Genomic DNA, 13,829 nt, shown 5'->3' with positions numbered 1-13,829 from the left:
CGTCCGCTCGCTGTCCCCCGCACTCGACCCCGCGGCCCAGGGCCTTCCGCATCCACGAACCGGTCACGAATGCAGGTGGGCTGCTGCTTCGTCATGGGCGTCCGCGCAGCCGGCCTGGCCGCGGGACCGGTTTCATTTCCGGCTCCCGGCGGTGTCGCCGAGGGCGGTGTCCGCGGGCGGCCAGGACAGCAGAGCGATCAGCGAGTGTGCCCGATGGATGAGGAAGGCGGCGAGCGGCAGTTCGGTGGCCAGGGCAAGGCCCCCTGCCATCCAGACGTCCTCAGTTCCGACGTCGAGCGAGATGTCGAACCAGGTGTCGCAGATCAACAGGATTGCTGTGGCGTGCGCGTACAGAATGACCAGACGGCTGCGGCGCCAGGCCAGCAACGCCGTGGACGCCAACGCCATGATGAGCAGCACGTCGAATCCGACCCAGGTCAGGCGCCACTCGTGCACGTGGTGGGACGACGGCAGTGTCATTCCCAGCATCACGGTCCACGGTATGAGACAGGCGGCGCACGTCGCGAGCAGCTCAGCGGTGTGCCTCCTGCGGCGGTCCGGCGTGAGGCCGCGGCGGCTGGTGTGTTCCTTGGTCACTTGCGGTCCGTCCTCGCGCACTTCCTCCGACACCGGCAGATTTCCCGGATTCCACATGGGCACAGCCGTGCAGGTCGTTCCAGATATTCCCGCGGTGCGCCCCCGAATCCCTCGGGCGTTCGCGGAGCCCAGGAGGACTTCCGTGCGCCGAGTGTGCCGCATATCGCCTAATTGCAGCGATCGCATTTATCGGAGTCCTCTCAGCCGCATTCGGATCCTTCGCGGCGACCGTGACCAAAAGCGCCACTCGGTGCTGCGCAACTACCCAGTGCTGGGACATGTGCGCTTCATGCTGGAACCGATCCGGTCGGAGTTGCAGCAGTATTTCATTGAGCGCAATGACGACGGCCGTCCCTACGACCGGGATGTGCGCAGCCTCGTATATCAGCGCGCCAAAGGCCTGGAGGCGGAGCAGGCGTTCGGCACCGAGCGGAATGTCTACGCCGAGGGCTACGAGTACTTCGAGTCGTCGATGAGGCCACGCCCGATGCCGGCGGAGCAGCCCAGGGCCCGCACTCAGTGATCCTCCTGGCCGACTGCCAGCCACGCTGAAAGCCAGGGCTCCAGTCCGTCTGCGAATGCCGGGTCTTCCTCATACGCCGGAGGGCCGAGATCGGTGGTGGCGCACTCCGGGGCGGGCGTGGGACAGGACGAGGAAGCCCGGGACCCTGCCGGCGTAGAGCTCAGGGCACTGTCAGTACCGCTCATCGTGTAATAACCCCCGACTCCTCGCAGGAACCACGCGACACACACGCCGGCGCAGCGTGTGCTGCGCCGGCACGGACTTCCGGGTCAGGTGACGTGTGCGAGCTCCGTGAGCTGGTCCCAGACCCAGGGGTAGAAGCGGTCGAAGAGGTGGAGTTGGTCCCGGACCCAGGGGTAGAAGCGGTCGAAGCGGTCATATGTGTGGCAGCCGTGGTGCCGGTCCGAGGGGCTCCCGTGGTGGCGGTAGCCCTCACTCCTGACTCCGTCGTACCCGCCGTGGTTCCAACCGGTCGCTCCCGTCTCCGCCACCACACCTTGGGCGACGGTGGGCATGTCCGCCGGGAAGGCGGCCGCACTCGCGGAACCGCCGGCGGTGAAGAGAGCACCTGTGGCGACTGCCAGAGACGCAGTCGCGATCCCGATGCGATGTGCGAGCTTTTTCATGGCCATTTCTCCCTGCTTCACGATCGCCAACAGGAACCACTGTGGATCGGACGAGGGCGGGGAGCATCGCACGATCGAGTGATTGGCCGGCGTAATCGCTGACCTCACCCGGGCGAGTGGGTATCCGCGCACATCAAACGCAGCCCGGAACCGTTCCAGCCCTCGACCCAGCGGTCCCCCGGGCGCTGTTCGGCGCGGGCCACCAGGCTGCGTTCGAGATCGGGGTGGCCGGTGAGCCGGTGAGTCGGGGAACCACGTCGGTGACCACGGAAACCTCGCCTCTCTCGATCGCCTGATACCACGAGATCCAGGTCTCGATCTGTTCCCCGCTCATGCCCATGCGCCATCGCCGCGCGAAGGCTTCCTCCAGGGTCTCGGGTTCGTAGCGGTAGGGCCGATTGGTGGCCGCGGCGATCCGGGTGACAGCCTCGTCGAGAGTCAGGGCCTCGGGCCCGGTGATCTCCAGGGTCGTGCCGTCGTGCTCGGAGCGGGGACCGTCCTCGATGGCGACGGCCGTGATCACATCGGCGATGTCGTCGTGGGTGACGAAGGCGGCCCGGCCTGTCGTCGCAGGGCCGCTCACGACGAGTTCCTCGTTGGCCAGGGCGGCAGGCGTCGCCGCGTAGAAGCCCGCCCGGAGCACGGTGTGGCGGATCCCGGTCTCCGCCAGGAACCGTTCGGTCAGCCACTGGTCGCGGGCGTTGAGGTAGGTGGCGGTGGGCGCCGCGCTGACGAGGGACACATACAGGACCCGCCCCACGCCGACCGCGATCGCGGCCTCGACCGCGGTGGCGTGTTCTTCCAGCCGGCGGCCCGTGCGGTGTCCGGAGACCAGGATGAGGGTCGACGCGCCCTCGAGTGCCCTGCGCATGGCTGCGGCGTCGGCGTAGGCGGCCGGACCGCGTCGCCGGGCGCCCGGCAGTTCGGGCATCCGGTCGGGACTGCGTCCGACGAGGAGTTGCGGGACGCCGTGGTCGGCGAGTCGGGCCGCGATCCGGCTGCCGAGCGCACCGGTCACCCCGGTGACGGCCACCGTGGCGTGCTTCGTGTCGGACATGTGTTTCCCTCCAGCCCGGGCCGCTGTCGATCCCGGCGGCCTTGTTCTCCGCTGACGTCCAGGAAATAGAGCGATGGTCTCGGCCGCATCCTCCGGCCGTGCGATGGCGCCGGGGCCACCGCCACGCGGGCGCGGCGGTGGCCCGGAAACCAAGACGGCCGCGGTGTGTGTCGAGCGGGGCGCAGCAACCACGTCGGTCCCGGACGGCGATCCGTGCGTTCTCAGGATCCGTGTCCCGCGTGTTCGAAGTCGAGGGGGTGCGCGTCCGTGCGGACTGACGTGCCGTTGCGCCGGTCGTGCAAGGTGAAGTCGGCCCGGACGGCCACACCGGACTGCAGCAGCTTCTGGTGGACCAGGGGGCCCCGGCCGGGGTGCGATACGACGACGCTGACGTATCCCTCGGGCAGACCGGTCACGGCGTACTCGCCCCGCGCGTTCGTCGTGGTCCGCACCAACTGCCGGCCGCCGGTGTCCATGACAGTCACCGCGGCATGGCGGACGGGCTGCTGTTCACCGTCGTGGACGATGCCCTCCAGCATCGGCAACGGCTCGCCGAAATGGTGCGGGTGGACCGCCAGCGCGGTCGGTGCGGGCGCCTCCAGGGAGGGGTCCTCCACCGGCGGTTCGGGAACGTCCTCCGGCTCGTCCTGCGCTCCCGGCCGTACGGCCATGCGGTGGTGATGCCAGGCGTCCAGGCCCAGCAGCGCCCAACCCGCGCTGATCCACCCGCACAGCACGAGAACCGGCTTCAGTACCCCGGCACCGTCGAAGTACAGCACTCCGCTCAGGGCGTCGACCGCGTTGCCCAGCGGCATGACGGCGTGCAGGGCCTGGAAGAACCCCGGCAGCAGCTGGACGGGGACCAGGCCGCTGGAGGGAACGCTCAGCACGACGAACAGGCCCAGACCCGCCAGGGGGAAGAAGTGCTTGACGAAGGGCGCCATGCCGAGGGAGAACGTGGCCACGGCCGTGGTGAGCAGGAAGGCGATCGCCAGGGCCCTGGGATCGTCGGGGAAGAAGTCCAGTCCCGCGCCGACGAGGAAACCCACGGCGCTGAAGAGGCCGGCGCCGCCCGCGATCGTGATCAGCTTCTTGCGCCGGTTGAAGGTCACCGCCCGCAGCAGGGTCGTGGCGAGTATGTAGCCGGGGACGTTCCAGGCGATCCCGAAGTAGACCAGGGTCGTACCGGACCCGTCCTTGCTGACCGTGGGGGCCAGGTCGGTGATGGTGAGCTTCTGGTGGTTGTGCGCCCCGAGCTGGGTGAACCCCTTGGTCAGCGCCTGCTCCAGGGCCGCGCCGTTGGCCTTGGCCACGTACAGCACGGCATGTCTGCCCTCGGCGGCGAAGCCTGCCACGGCGTCCCGGTCCAGCACCGCCCGGCGGGCTGCTCGGGCGTCCGGGACGGCGGTGACGTCGAACCCGCCGGGACGCTGCCCCTGCAGGGCGGTGGCGACGGTGCGTTCCACCGCGGGGCCGGCGATCACGAGCCTGGTGTGGTGGGGCTGAGGCTGGTGAAAGGCCATGGGGAAGCTGAACAGCAGGCCGAGGAAGAGCACTGCCGGGATGGTGAGGGTCTCGACGAGGATTCTGGCCACGGACACGGTGTGGGGCCGCTCGATCCGGTGTTTCACAGGACCACCCCTCGGCCACCGCAGTGGCCCTGCACTATGCGCGGTTCGAACAGTTTCACGGCGCCTCTCCCGGCTGTGCCGCGCCCGACCCCCGCCAGGGCGCCACTCGATTAATGTACCGATCGGCACATCTACGTCTGCTGGACCTTACGCGTACCGATCGGTACAGTCAAAGCGTGCCGCGTCCCGTCAATGCCGAGAAGCGCGCCGAGCTGCTGCGGCAAGTGGTCCACCACCTCCAGCGCCACGGCGTCGCGCAGATGTCGCTGAGTCCGCTCGCCGAGTCGATCGGCACCACCAAGCGCATGCTTCTGTACTACTTCGGCAGCCGCGAGAACCTGTTGGCCCAGGCGCTGGCCTTCAGCCGTCCCGACGCCCACGCGATGTTCGACGACGTCCGCGACACCGAGGGCCTGCGCAACGCGGCCCACACCCTCTGGGAAGCGATGACCGTCGGGGAGCAGGCCGGGCCGATCCGGATGCTGCTGCAGTTGCTCAGTCTGGCCACCACCGATCCCGAGCAGTACGGCAGCACCGCGGCCGAGACGGTCGAAGCCATGATCGGCCCCATCGCGGCGGCCTACGTCCGGCTGGGGCACCCGCCACAGCAGGCGCGGACAGCGGCCACGCTCCTCGTCTCCGGCCTGCGCGGTTTGTGCCAGGACCGCTTGGTGACCCATGACGTCGCACGGACCGATGCGGCCGCCCGCCGCCTCATCAGGGACGCGGTCACGGCGGCCGACTGAGCTTGTGCCCCCCGCCTGGCGGTACAGCCGATCAAGGCCAGGGCGTACGAGCGCCTGATCGCTCACCGTCCGCCGACGGGCCCTAGGCTGAGACTGCGACGGAGGGAGCGGCGCCATGGATGCCGAGCGCAAGATCAGGGCCGCGATCGAGGAGCATTGGCTGGCTTCGGAACGAGGAGACTTCGAGGCGGAACATGCGATCTACGCTGCGGACGCGATGCTGGACTATCCGCAGTCGGGCGAACGTTTCCGGGGCAGGGAGACGATCGCGGCACAACGCGGCGCGCACCCGGCCGACCGGCACTTCGCCATCCTGCGCATCACCGGCCACGCGAATGTATGGGTGAGCGAATGCGTCATCACCTACGACGGTGCGCCTTCGTACTCGGTGAGCATCATGGAATTCGCCGACCAGCAGGTCGTGCACGAGACGCAGTACTTCGCCGGTCCGTTCGGCACGCCCGCGTGGAGGGCCGCGCTCGCCGAGCCGATGCCGGGGCGGACTGTCGAGGAGGTCTGATCGGCGTCTTCCGGCGATTCCCCCGCCCACTCCGCCGAAGGCCCGTCCAGGCAGGTGACCGGGCTGCTCAGGCAGGCGGCCGTAGAGAAAACCGACGGCGCTGACGAAGATCGGGGCGCTGGCCATGCCGGCCTGCCACCGCAGCGTGCTCCGTCCCGTATGGGGGAGCGCACCGGCGCGGGCGCGAGGATGCCCGCGAGCGCGCCGATGAGACAGCCGAGGTGATGCGCGGTGGCCACGTCGGCGCCCGCCCCCGCGGACAGTCCGGCCCGCCGGCATCAGGAGAACCGGCCTTCTCCCATGCATGCTGCGAGAGCCGCGGCGGCCTGTCGCGACTTGCCTCTCAGGAGAGTGGAACGGGGCGCTCTCCACGGTCGAGAAGACGCGCTGCGGTCGCGTTCGCTCACGTCGACCTTGCGGTCGGGTTACGCGTCGGCCCGGCCGGGATCGTTGGGATGGGACTGCAGCGGGGTGACGGTGAGGGTCATCCAAGGGCGCAGCGGCAGTGTGCCGAGCACCTTTTCGTGCAGTTCCTTCTCGTCCTCGGCCCGCCAGATGCCGATGCTGCGCAGCTCGCCCACCGGGCGCCACAACCGGGCCAGGTTGCCGGTGGCGGCCAGCTCCTTCGCGCGTACCGCCTCGGCGGCCCGCCGCCGCTCGACCTCGTCCTGGCTGGTGCCTTCCGGGACGGTGGTGGTGATCTCGACGAGGAACTCTCGCATGGTCCTGCTCCGCTCTGTGGGGTGGCGGGCCGGCCCGCCACCCCACCCACTGTGCGACTGCCACCCGAAACCGCGCCACTACCGGCGTTCTCCGTCCTGGGAGGCCCGACCTATCACGGGCCCAGCATGACGGACGCGGATTCGTGACGGGCGGCAACAGTTCGGTGCGTCGCGGTACACCCACGAACTGCGTGACCCGTGCCTGTTCGACCGCGAGGAACATCGGTCTCGGGGGTTGAAGTTGCCGTTGCGGCAGCTTCTACCGTCCTGGACAGGGCCGGAGAGACCGGCCCGCGACACATGTGCGAGGGAGACGGTGATGGACTGGCCGATCGCGGAGGTCGCACGGATGTCCGGCGTGACTGCCCGAACCCTGCGGCACTACGACGAGATCGGCCTGCTCCCGCCAGCCCGAATCGGGACCAACGGCCACCGCTACTACGAGGAGTACCAGCTGCTGCGGCTGCAGCAGATCCTCGTCCTGCGGGCCCTGGGCCTGGGGCTGCCCGAGATCGGCCGGGTCTTGGCCGAGCAGGTCGACGAGGTGGAAGCGCTGCGCGGCCACCACCGGCGGCTGCTCGCCGAACGCGACCGCCTCGACGCCCTGGCCGGCACCGTCTCGCGCACGATCGCCGAACTGGAACAGTCCAGGAAGGACGGCACACCCGTGACCATCAACCGACCGGAGAACCTGTTCGAGGGCGTGACGCCCGCCCAGTACCAGGAGACCCTGCGCGACTTCCCCGAGCACGCCCAAGCGGTAGCCCACCGGGTCGCCGAGATGAGCCCCCATGACGTAGAGGCCGGGCAACGCGAGCGCACGGCACAGATGGTCCGGCTGGCCGAGCTCATGGCCGCCGGGCACCGTGTGGACGCCGAACCGGTGCAGTCCGAGATCGACGCCCAGTACCGCACCCTGACCGGGCTGCGCACCGTGACCGTCGACGAGTACCGGGCCATGGGCCGCTCCTGCGTGGACAACGAAGCATGGCGCGCGGCGTACGAAGCGATCGCCCCCGGTCTGGCCGCGTACCAGCGCGACGCCATCGAGGTCTACGCCGCCACCCGGCTGAGTTGAACACAGTGCAACCGCCGTCTCGGGACAGGCCCGCGATGGCGGTTGCCCGGTGGCGCCACCCCGGGGAAGAACCGAGCAGAGAAGGCGCACATTGACCAAGAGGCGGGTGAACGGAAGAACGGCTTTGCCTCGCCGGACCTTCGTCGGCTGTGGCCACTTCAGGAGTCACGCGCGTCGCTGGAGACGCACCGCCAGGGCCGGGCACTGGTTGACGACGCGGCGGGCGTCGTGCTCCTGCCACGGGGCGACCGGGATCGTGGCGGAGGTGGGGTAGCCGTGCGGACCGAGGCGAATGAGGCCGGGGGCCAGCACGGCGCACAGTCCGTGGCCGGCGCAGCGGGACCAGTCCACTTCCAGCCGGGCGCCCTTCGCGGGCGGGAGGGGCAGTACTCCGCGTACGGGGCGGCCGCAGCCCGGGCCGGACAGGTGGGCGTCGACGTCGTCGGAGAAGACGTCCAGGGCGGTGAACAGGAATCGGGCCGTGCCGTCCGGGTGCGAGCAGGCCCCACCGGCCTGGGCCGCACCGAGCGCACGTCGGGCGTCCTCCAGTACCGCGGGCTCGGCAGCACAGGCGGCCAGCATGGCCAGAGCCTCGGCGGCCTCGGGCAGGCCACGTTTACATGGTCCGCACTGGCCGGATGACTCGGCCGCCATCCAGGCCGCGACCTGGGCGCTCTCGCCGAGGGGGCAGGTGTCGTCAGGGAGCGCGACGATCGCGCCCGCGCCGAGCGTACCCCCGAGGGCGAGGAGCCCGGCGCGGGAGAGCGGCGCGTCGACGGCGTCCGACGAGTTCAGCCAGGCGCCGTGGTAGCCGCCCACCAGCACTCCGGCCCCTGGCTGGAGTCCACAGGCGTTCAGTACCGGGCCCAGCCGAGTGCCGGTCGGAACCTCGACCACCAGCGGATCGGCGCCTGGCCGGTTGACGGTGAGCAGGATCGTACCGGGTTCGTCAGCGGCGCCGACGGAGGCGTAGGCGTCGGGTCCGAGCCGGGCCGCGACGGCGAGTTGGGCCCAGGTCTCGGCGTTGGAGAGCAGCGTCGCACGGCGGCGCACCCCGCCTGCTGCGCCGTCGGCCGCGCGGGCGCTCCGCGGCGCCGGCTTCACCGGCAGACCGTTGATGCCACGGATCAGGGCCCCGGACTCGCCCGAGAGGAAGCGTTCGGGCAGGGACAAGGTCCGGGCTGGGCAGGGAAGTTCACGCTCGGCGAGGGCGGCCGGGACCGATATCTCTCCGGGGCTGCCCGCGGCGACCCCGACCACGATCTCCTCGGCGCCGAACGCGGCTGCGGCCAGGCAGGCGCCGTCCAGTACCAGATGAGGCACCCGGGCGAGCAGCATCTTGTCCTTGGCGCTGGCCGGTTCGCCCTCGGCGCCGTTCACCACGATGACCGGTGACGCGTCCGCGCGTTCGGCGGTGGCGAGCGCGGCCCGGGCTTTGCGGGCGAACGGAAAGCCTGCGCCGCCACGGCCGGACAGGGCCACGGCCTCGGCCAGGGCGAGCAGATCGTCCCGACCCGGCTGGGGGAGCGGTGGGTGGACACGGGCGTGGGCGGCGAGGTCAAGGCGATGATGGCGGTCCAGGCCGGCCGTCAGCCGGCCCTGATCCAGCCAGCGCACCTCGGGCAGCGTCAGCGAGGTGGTGTTCTTCATTCGCTGCTCCCGGGCCGGGCGAGGCGGAGCGGCTGGGGCACCGGTCTCACGGCGTGCTTGGGCTGTCTGGGGACGTCGGCGATCGGCGCGGACCGCCGTGCCGTCGTCGTCGGTCCTGCGGGCCGGGCGATCGGGCGGGCGCCCGTGGTGGGCCGAACGGACCGTGCGGACAGGGCGGCCAGCGCGGACGGGCGGACGGCAGCGGGCCGATAGGCCTTGGCGTCACGCCGACTCCCGCTCACGTCACGGTGGCGCCCCAGGTAAGAAAGGGCGCGGACCATCAGTGCGAGCGCCACAAGGGCCGCGCACAGGCCGTAGCCCCACAGCACCCATGCGTGTGCCTTGCGTCCCGCCGTCAGTCCGTGCGCCAGGGAGACCGGCCAGCAGACGTACGCCAAGCAGTGCAGCACCCGCCACAGCCAGGGGCGGCGGCCGGCGAACCGACCGCGGAGCACGCCGGTGGCCGTGATCAGGACGAGCAGGTCCGCGGCGATGGTGCCCAGGCTCACCGCGAGGGCGGTCCCGGCGGCGAAGGGGATTACCGCGGCCTGCGCAGCGGCGTGCCGCTCGATGACCTTGACCGTGATGTGGGTGGCCAGGAAGCCGAGCGCCGCGACGGCGCTCGCCCGGTGAACGGACTGCCCGGCCACCCGCAGCCGGGGAGTCAGCACCAGCCGGTCGGTGGCGGCGAGCCCGCATGCCACCACGGCGGTCAGCGAGACCAGGGTGAAGACGCCGGCGAAATAGTCCAGGAAGGCCATCACCCGGCCGACCGCCAGGGCCGACTCGGCGCCGAGCCCAGGTCGGGCGAGCAGGGCGACGCTGGACATGGGCACCTTCTTTCTTGGGCTCGGGTCGTGCAGCCGGCCCGCGGAGGGACCGGACCGGATCGGGTTTTCCGATGCACAGGTCCGAGGGGACCGCCGATCGTGGCACCGGCCTGCACTGCAGGGCAGAGCACATCCTTAGCTCGGAGCCCAGCCCCGTGCCAACAGCTCTGCTACGGCCCAGGACCGTAGTGACCGCTCTGATGAAGCCCGCGTCCCGCAGCCCGGGTGGCGAAATGTGGCCCACGACCGTGCCTAGTAGATGCGCAAAGCGGCGTGAGCAGGCTCACCCGCGCCACCGGCCCGCCCCCGATACCGCCGCAACGCTCCTGTACCGCGCCGCCGGCCACGGGACCTTGCCGACCCGTCGTCCGGCCGTGCCGGCTCGCCATCACCCTGCGCACGCCGCAGGACCCTCGCTCGGGCCGTCTCTGGGCCGTGCTGGGGCGCTCAACGACGACGCATGTCGGTCATCGTCGACGGCTCCGCCGCTGGTCGGAATGCTGACCGATGACGGAGCCGCAGGGCGAAGACGTGCGCGATCAGAACAGCAGTGTCTCGGTCGCGTAGGCGCCGGGACCCAAGCAGGCGATGAGCAGGAACGTCCAGCAGAACATGACGGCCGGCTCACCCCCGTTCTCGATCGGGAACAGAGCGTTCGACTGGTGAACGCTGAAGTAGGCGTAGGCCATCGACCCGGAGCAGACGACGGCCGCCGTCCGCGTGAACAGGCCGAGGGCCACCAGGGTGCCGCCGACCAGCTCGATGACCGCGGCCCACCATCCAGGCCACTGCAGTGTGGGTACCGTACCGCCGCCGTGGGCGCCGCCCAGGACGCCGAACAGGGACGCCGCGCCGTGACAGGCGAAGAGGAAACCGGTCACCAGGCGGAACGCCGCCTGCACGATCGGGCCCGCGCTGCGTAACGTGGCCCTCGACGAGAAGCTCATGGGGGTTACTCCTCAGTTCAGGAAACCTGGCGGCGGTTCACGGTTTCCTCATGGACATGACACTTCACGTGTAGCTCGGGAAACGGGTACGCGCCAGCGCTCGGAAGCTCTCAACTTCCTCTGAAACGTGGCACGGAGCCTGCCTGCGTTCATGCGGGCCATGGAGCTGATCAGCGACCACGCCACTGACTCGCGAGGATCCTTGGCGGTGGTCAGTGGTCGGCAACGAGCGTCTTCACAAGGTCATTCAGATCCTGCGCGCTGAAACTGGGCGGGGTCATGGTGCGCGGGTACACGCAGGCTCCGCGCCGCAGCCATGCAGCGTGCAGTCCGGCTCTCCGCGCCCCGTCGATGTCCCAGGGGTGCACCGCGACCATCAGCGCCTGGTCGGGCCGTACGCCGACCTGCTCGACGGCGTAGTGGTAGGCGGCCGACGCTGGTTTCCAGCACCGCGGGCCCCGTACGTCCGACAGGGCCTCGAAGCAGTGCAGCACCCCTGCTTTGTCCAGTAGCCGCTCGGTCAGGGCGGTGCTGCCGTTGGTCATCGCCGTCAGCCGGTACCCCGCAGCGCTCAACTTCCTGACGCCGGCCGGCACGTCGGGGTGGACGTCCAGTTCGGAAAAGCCGTCGAGGATGTGCCGGGCGGCGGCCTCTTCATCTCCCGCCCAGCCCTCCAGTCCGGAGAGCAGCACCCGCAGTCCGTCGTGGGCGACGGACATGAAGTCCGCGTACCCGCCGGCGACGGTCAGGGCGAATCCGTCCCGCAGTACGCCGGCGAACCAGGTCGGCAGCAGACGGACCGGAGCACCGACGTCCTTGAAGCGACCGCGCAGCGGCACGAGGTCGCTGAGCGTCTCATTGACGTCGAAGACGAGGACCTGGTGCTGGTCGGCGGGCATGCTGTCTCCTCCCGACGTCCGTATCCGGCTGCCGGACGCCGCGCCTTCAGGCTGCGAGTACCCGTCCTGAGTGCAGTTGCTGCAGCAGCCTGGCCATTTCTCCGTCTCGTGCGGAATGCTGCCGCGGCAGGGGCAGGCGGAAACCCCGGAGGGTACGGGGCTCAAGCCGTATGCCGGCCTCGCGGCTGCTGCCCCGTGCCGCCAGGCGGGCCAGGGCCTGATGGATGTGGGTTGCCGGTTCGTCGATGCAGAGACGTTCCTCCGCGTAGGCCTGGGCGAGCGGGTGGACTCGGAAGCGGTCGGGTGCGGTGCGTTCGACCAGATGTGCTGCCGCAAGCGCGGCGAGGTGGTGTTCGGCTGCGGCGGGCGGTTCGCCCAGGAGCGCGGCGGCCCCCGCGATCTCCACCTCCGTCTGCGGATGGAGCGGCAGGAGGCGCAGGAGTCGCCGGGCGCCCTGCGGCAGCTGGGCGTCGGAGGCGGCCAGCGCGGTCCGTACTCCGTCTTCCAGAGCCAGGGTGACCAGGGGCTCGCGGCAGTAGTCGCCGAGCGTCCACGCAGGGTGGTCACGCATGTGGCGGCCGATGACCGACAGCGCCAGCGGGAGGTGGCCCAGTAAGTCCGCGATCTTCTGAATGGCCGGGGTGTCTTCCGGGGCGAGGCGTTCGGCTCCGGCCGTTGCCCGCAGCAGTTCGACGGAGTCGGCCGGGTCGAGCGGCGGTATCGGCAGGCGGACGGCTTCGGTCAGACTGCACAGCGTGCGCCGGCTGGTGATCAGCGTGTGACATCCAGGGATCCCGGGCAGGAGCGGCCGCAGCTGTTCCTCGTCCGCCGCGTCGTCCAGCACGATCAACGCGCCTGTCCCCGACAGTAGTTGGCGGTAGAGCACTGCTCGCGCGTTGATGTCGTACGGGAGGCGGTCGCCGGGTGTGCCGAGCAGCCGCAGAAACGTCTCCAGTACGGCAGCGGGATCGACGGGCGGCCCCTGCCTGACGGAGCCTCGCAGGTTCGCGAACAGGACGGGGACCTCGGGGCGTTCGCGGGCGAGCAGTCGGTGCGCGACGTGCAAGGCGAGCGACGTCTTGCCCATACCCGCCATGCCCTCCAGTACCAGCGCCGGCATCTGACCGTCGGGGGTCAGCAGAGCCTCTGCCTGGGAGGTCAGGCCGGTCCTGCCGACGAATGCGGTGGGTCCCGCGGGCAGCCGGTCGTAGGCGCTGACCCGGGCGGCGGCCTCGGCCTCGCCGAGCACCGCGCGAAGCGACTGCCGCCAGACGGAGACGATGGCCTCGTCGCCGCCGACAAGGGCCTGTACCACCGCCAGCAGCAGGTCGGAGTTGGGGCGGCGGCGGCCCACCTGGAAGCAGTTGCCCACCGTGGACCGGGCCGGCCATTCGCCGCGCGGGCATCCCGCCCGCTGCCAGTCCCGGTGGACACGCCGCGTGATCTCGGTGATCGACGGGTTGCCCACCCACGCCTTCAGCAGTCTCAGTTCCGCGATGAATTCGTCCATCGTGCGGGCTTTCCCTGGATCCAGAACCTGCGGCACGAACATCCCCCCGTCGGACACCTGGGCCACCAAAAACTTGGAACACTCGTTTCAAGTTAGACGATGCGGGGCCGTGAGTGTCAAGCAATTTCCGACTGCTGATGTCCCGCCACGGAGCGCATCCAGGATCATCCACGATCTGCACGGAAGCCCATGTTCCGTCCTGATGCTGGGGCCCGTCCCGCTCTTCGGCACCCCGGGGCATCCCGCTCGCCACGGACGTGAGTCCCGGGTGCCCTCGTTCCAGGACAGGAGTGCGTGTACCGCCATGCCCGACATCGGCGTGTCCCTACGTCCCGCCGACGGCAGCGTCGTCGTGCGGATGTCGGTCCCCGCCGCCCTTGAGGACCTGATCTCCAAGCCTCTGCTCAAGGCCGAGCGGGGCTGCATCGTCCACAACTCGATCCGTGACGCCGTAACGGTCCGCTTCACCCACGAGTGGCGCTGACTCTTCCCC

General features: G+C 70.3%; 14 protein-coding genes and 1 pseudogene. 5 read left to right on the top strand and 10 right to left on the bottom strand.

Going from position 1 to position 13,829, the window contains the following annotated elements:
• Positions 1 to 132 precede the first annotated feature (132 nt).
• Positions 133 to 597 (bottom strand): hypothetical protein, encoded by a 465-nt coding sequence (locus AB0G52_RS26430; protein WP_361339220.1) that lies wholly within the window; start codon positions 595 to 597, stop codon positions 133 to 135.
• 235 nt (positions 598 to 832) lie between these two features.
• On the opposite strand from AB0G52_RS26430, the pseudogene AB0G52_RS26425 reads away from it, so the two are divergent.
• Positions 833 to 1,057, top strand: a pseudogene (locus AB0G52_RS26425) (FMN-binding glutamate synthase family protein); the annotation flags it as partial.
• Between the two features lie 332 nt (positions 1,058 to 1,389).
• On the opposite strand, the gene AB0G52_RS26420 reads toward AB0G52_RS26425, so the two are convergent.
• The 3 genes from AB0G52_RS26420 to AB0G52_RS26410 form a co-directional block, all read right to left on the bottom strand.
• Entirely contained in the window at positions 1,390 to 1,746 is a 357-nt protein-coding gene (locus AB0G52_RS26420) for a hypothetical protein (protein ID WP_132888117.1), read from the bottom strand.
• A 133-nt stretch (positions 1,747 to 1,879) separates the two neighbouring features.
• Positions 1,880 to 2,803: an NAD(P)H-binding protein gene (locus AB0G52_RS26415; protein WP_361339217.1), complete on the bottom strand. Its 924-nt coding sequence runs from the start codon at positions 2,801 to 2,803 to the stop codon at positions 1,880 to 1,882.
• Positions 2,804 to 3,024: 221 nt separating this feature from the next.
• Positions 3,025 to 4,398 carry a carboxypeptidase regulatory-like domain-containing protein gene (locus AB0G52_RS26410; RefSeq protein WP_361339214.1) on the bottom strand — a complete coding sequence of 458 codons (1,374 nt, stop codon included), beginning with the start codon at positions 4,396 to 4,398 and terminating at the stop codon, positions 3,025 to 3,027.
• Positions 4,399 to 4,610: 212 nt separating this feature from the next.
• On the opposite strand from AB0G52_RS26410, the gene AB0G52_RS26405 reads away from it, so the two are divergent.
• The gene (locus AB0G52_RS26405) at positions 4,611 to 5,180 is read left to right on the top strand and encodes a TetR family transcriptional regulator (RefSeq protein WP_361339211.1); all 570 of its coding nucleotides are present in this window, start codon (positions 4,611 to 4,613) and stop codon (positions 5,178 to 5,180) included.
• A gap of 115 nt (positions 5,181 to 5,295) precedes the next feature.
• The gene (locus AB0G52_RS26400; RefSeq protein WP_132888119.1) at positions 5,296 to 5,700 is read left to right on the top strand and encodes a nuclear transport factor 2 family protein; all 405 of its coding nucleotides are present in this window, start codon (positions 5,296 to 5,298) and stop codon (positions 5,698 to 5,700) included.
• Between the two features lie 425 nt (positions 5,701 to 6,125).
• On the opposite strand, the gene AB0G52_RS26395 is transcribed toward AB0G52_RS26400, so the two are convergent.
• On the bottom strand, positions 6,126 to 6,422 hold the full coding sequence (locus tag AB0G52_RS26395; RefSeq protein WP_132888120.1) for a muconolactone Delta-isomerase family protein: 297 nt from the start codon (positions 6,420 to 6,422) through the stop codon (positions 6,126 to 6,128).
• A 319-nt stretch (positions 6,423 to 6,741) separates the two neighbouring features.
• Here AB0G52_RS26395 and AB0G52_RS26390 point away from each other — a divergent pair, with 319 nt between their 5' ends.
• Positions 6,742 to 7,500: a MerR family transcriptional regulator gene (locus AB0G52_RS26390; RefSeq protein ID WP_361339207.1), complete on the top strand. Its 759-nt coding sequence runs from the start codon at positions 6,742 to 6,744 to the stop codon at positions 7,498 to 7,500.
• Positions 7,501 to 7,665: 165 nt separating this feature from the next.
• On the opposite strand, the gene AB0G52_RS26385 is transcribed toward AB0G52_RS26390, so the two are convergent.
• The 5 genes from AB0G52_RS26385 to AB0G52_RS26365 form a co-directional block, all read right to left on the bottom strand.
• Entirely contained in the window at positions 7,666 to 9,150 is a 1,485-nt protein-coding gene (locus AB0G52_RS26385) for an NADH-ubiquinone oxidoreductase-F iron-sulfur binding region domain-containing protein (protein ID WP_361339204.1), read from the bottom strand.
• A complete protein-coding gene (locus tag AB0G52_RS26380) occupies positions 9,147 to 9,980 on the bottom strand; it encodes a hypothetical protein (protein WP_132888123.1) in 834 nt (277 codons plus the stop codon). The genes AB0G52_RS26385 and AB0G52_RS26380 overlap by 4 nt, the downstream gene beginning before the upstream one ends.
• A gap of 539 nt (positions 9,981 to 10,519) precedes the next feature.
• Positions 10,520 to 10,927, bottom strand: a complete 408-nt coding sequence (locus tag AB0G52_RS26375) for a DoxX family protein (protein WP_132888124.1) — start codon at positions 10,925 to 10,927, stop codon at positions 10,520 to 10,522.
• A 212-nt stretch (positions 10,928 to 11,139) separates the two neighbouring features.
• Positions 11,140 to 11,826, bottom strand: coding sequence for a haloacid dehalogenase type II (locus tag AB0G52_RS26370; RefSeq protein ID WP_132888125.1), 687 nt, complete (start codon positions 11,824 to 11,826; stop codon positions 11,140 to 11,142).
• Positions 11,827 to 11,872: 46 nt separating this feature from the next.
• Entirely contained in the window at positions 11,873 to 13,336 is a 1,464-nt protein-coding gene (locus tag AB0G52_RS26365) for an NB-ARC domain-containing protein (protein WP_361339200.1), read from the bottom strand.
• Between the two features lie 304 nt (positions 13,337 to 13,640).
• On the opposite strand from AB0G52_RS26365, the gene AB0G52_RS26360 reads away from it, so the two are divergent.
• Complete coding sequence (locus AB0G52_RS26360) at positions 13,641 to 13,820, top strand: hypothetical protein (RefSeq protein ID WP_361339197.1); 180 nt, start codon at positions 13,641 to 13,643, stop codon at positions 13,818 to 13,820.
• Positions 13,821 to 13,829 lie beyond the last annotated feature (9 nt).

The organism is Streptomyces sp. NPDC021562, from assembly GCF_040640875.1.
Taxonomy (GTDB): domain Bacteria; phylum Actinomycetota; class Actinomycetes; order Streptomycetales; family Streptomycetaceae; genus Streptomyces.
The sequence above is the reverse complement of the archived record's forward strand: the minus strand, read 5'-3'. Positions and strand labels throughout refer to the sequence as shown.

Excerpts from the sequence above, each read along its gene's own strand:
- AB0G52_RS26365 (WP_361339200.1), bottom strand. The coding sequence starts at position 13,336 with ATGGACGAATTCATCGCGGAACTGAGACTGCTGAAGGCGTGGGTGGGC.
- AB0G52_RS26385 (WP_361339204.1), bottom strand. The coding sequence starts at position 9,150 with ATGAAGAACACCACCTCGCTGACGCTGCCCGAGGTGCGCTGGCTGGAT.
- AB0G52_RS26375 (WP_132888124.1), bottom strand. The coding sequence starts at position 10,927 with ATGAGCTTCTCGTCGAGGGCCACGTTACGCAGCGCGGGCCCGATCGTG.
- AB0G52_RS26420 (WP_132888117.1), bottom strand. The coding sequence starts at position 1,746 with ATGAAAAAGCTCGCACATCGCATCGGGATCGCGACTGCGTCTCTGGCA.
- AB0G52_RS26380 (WP_132888123.1), bottom strand. The coding sequence starts at position 9,980 with ATGTCCAGCGTCGCCCTGCTCGCCCGACCTGGGCTCGGCGCCGAGTCG.
- AB0G52_RS26360 (WP_361339197.1), top strand. The coding sequence starts at position 13,641 with ATGCCCGACATCGGCGTGTCCCTACGTCCCGCCGACGGCAGCGTCGTC.
- AB0G52_RS26370 (WP_132888125.1), bottom strand. The coding sequence starts at position 11,826 with ATGCCCGCCGACCAGCACCAGGTCCTCGTCTTCGACGTCAATGAGACG.
- AB0G52_RS26400 (WP_132888119.1), top strand. The coding sequence starts at position 5,296 with ATGGATGCCGAGCGCAAGATCAGGGCCGCGATCGAGGAGCATTGGCTG.
- AB0G52_RS26395 (WP_132888120.1), bottom strand. The coding sequence starts at position 6,422 with ATGCGAGAGTTCCTCGTCGAGATCACCACCACCGTCCCGGAAGGCACC.
- AB0G52_RS26390 (WP_361339207.1), top strand. The coding sequence starts at position 6,742 with ATGGACTGGCCGATCGCGGAGGTCGCACGGATGTCCGGCGTGACTGCC.
- AB0G52_RS26415 (WP_361339217.1), bottom strand. The coding sequence starts at position 2,803 with ATGTCCGACACGAAGCACGCCACGGTGGCCGTCACCGGGGTGACCGGT.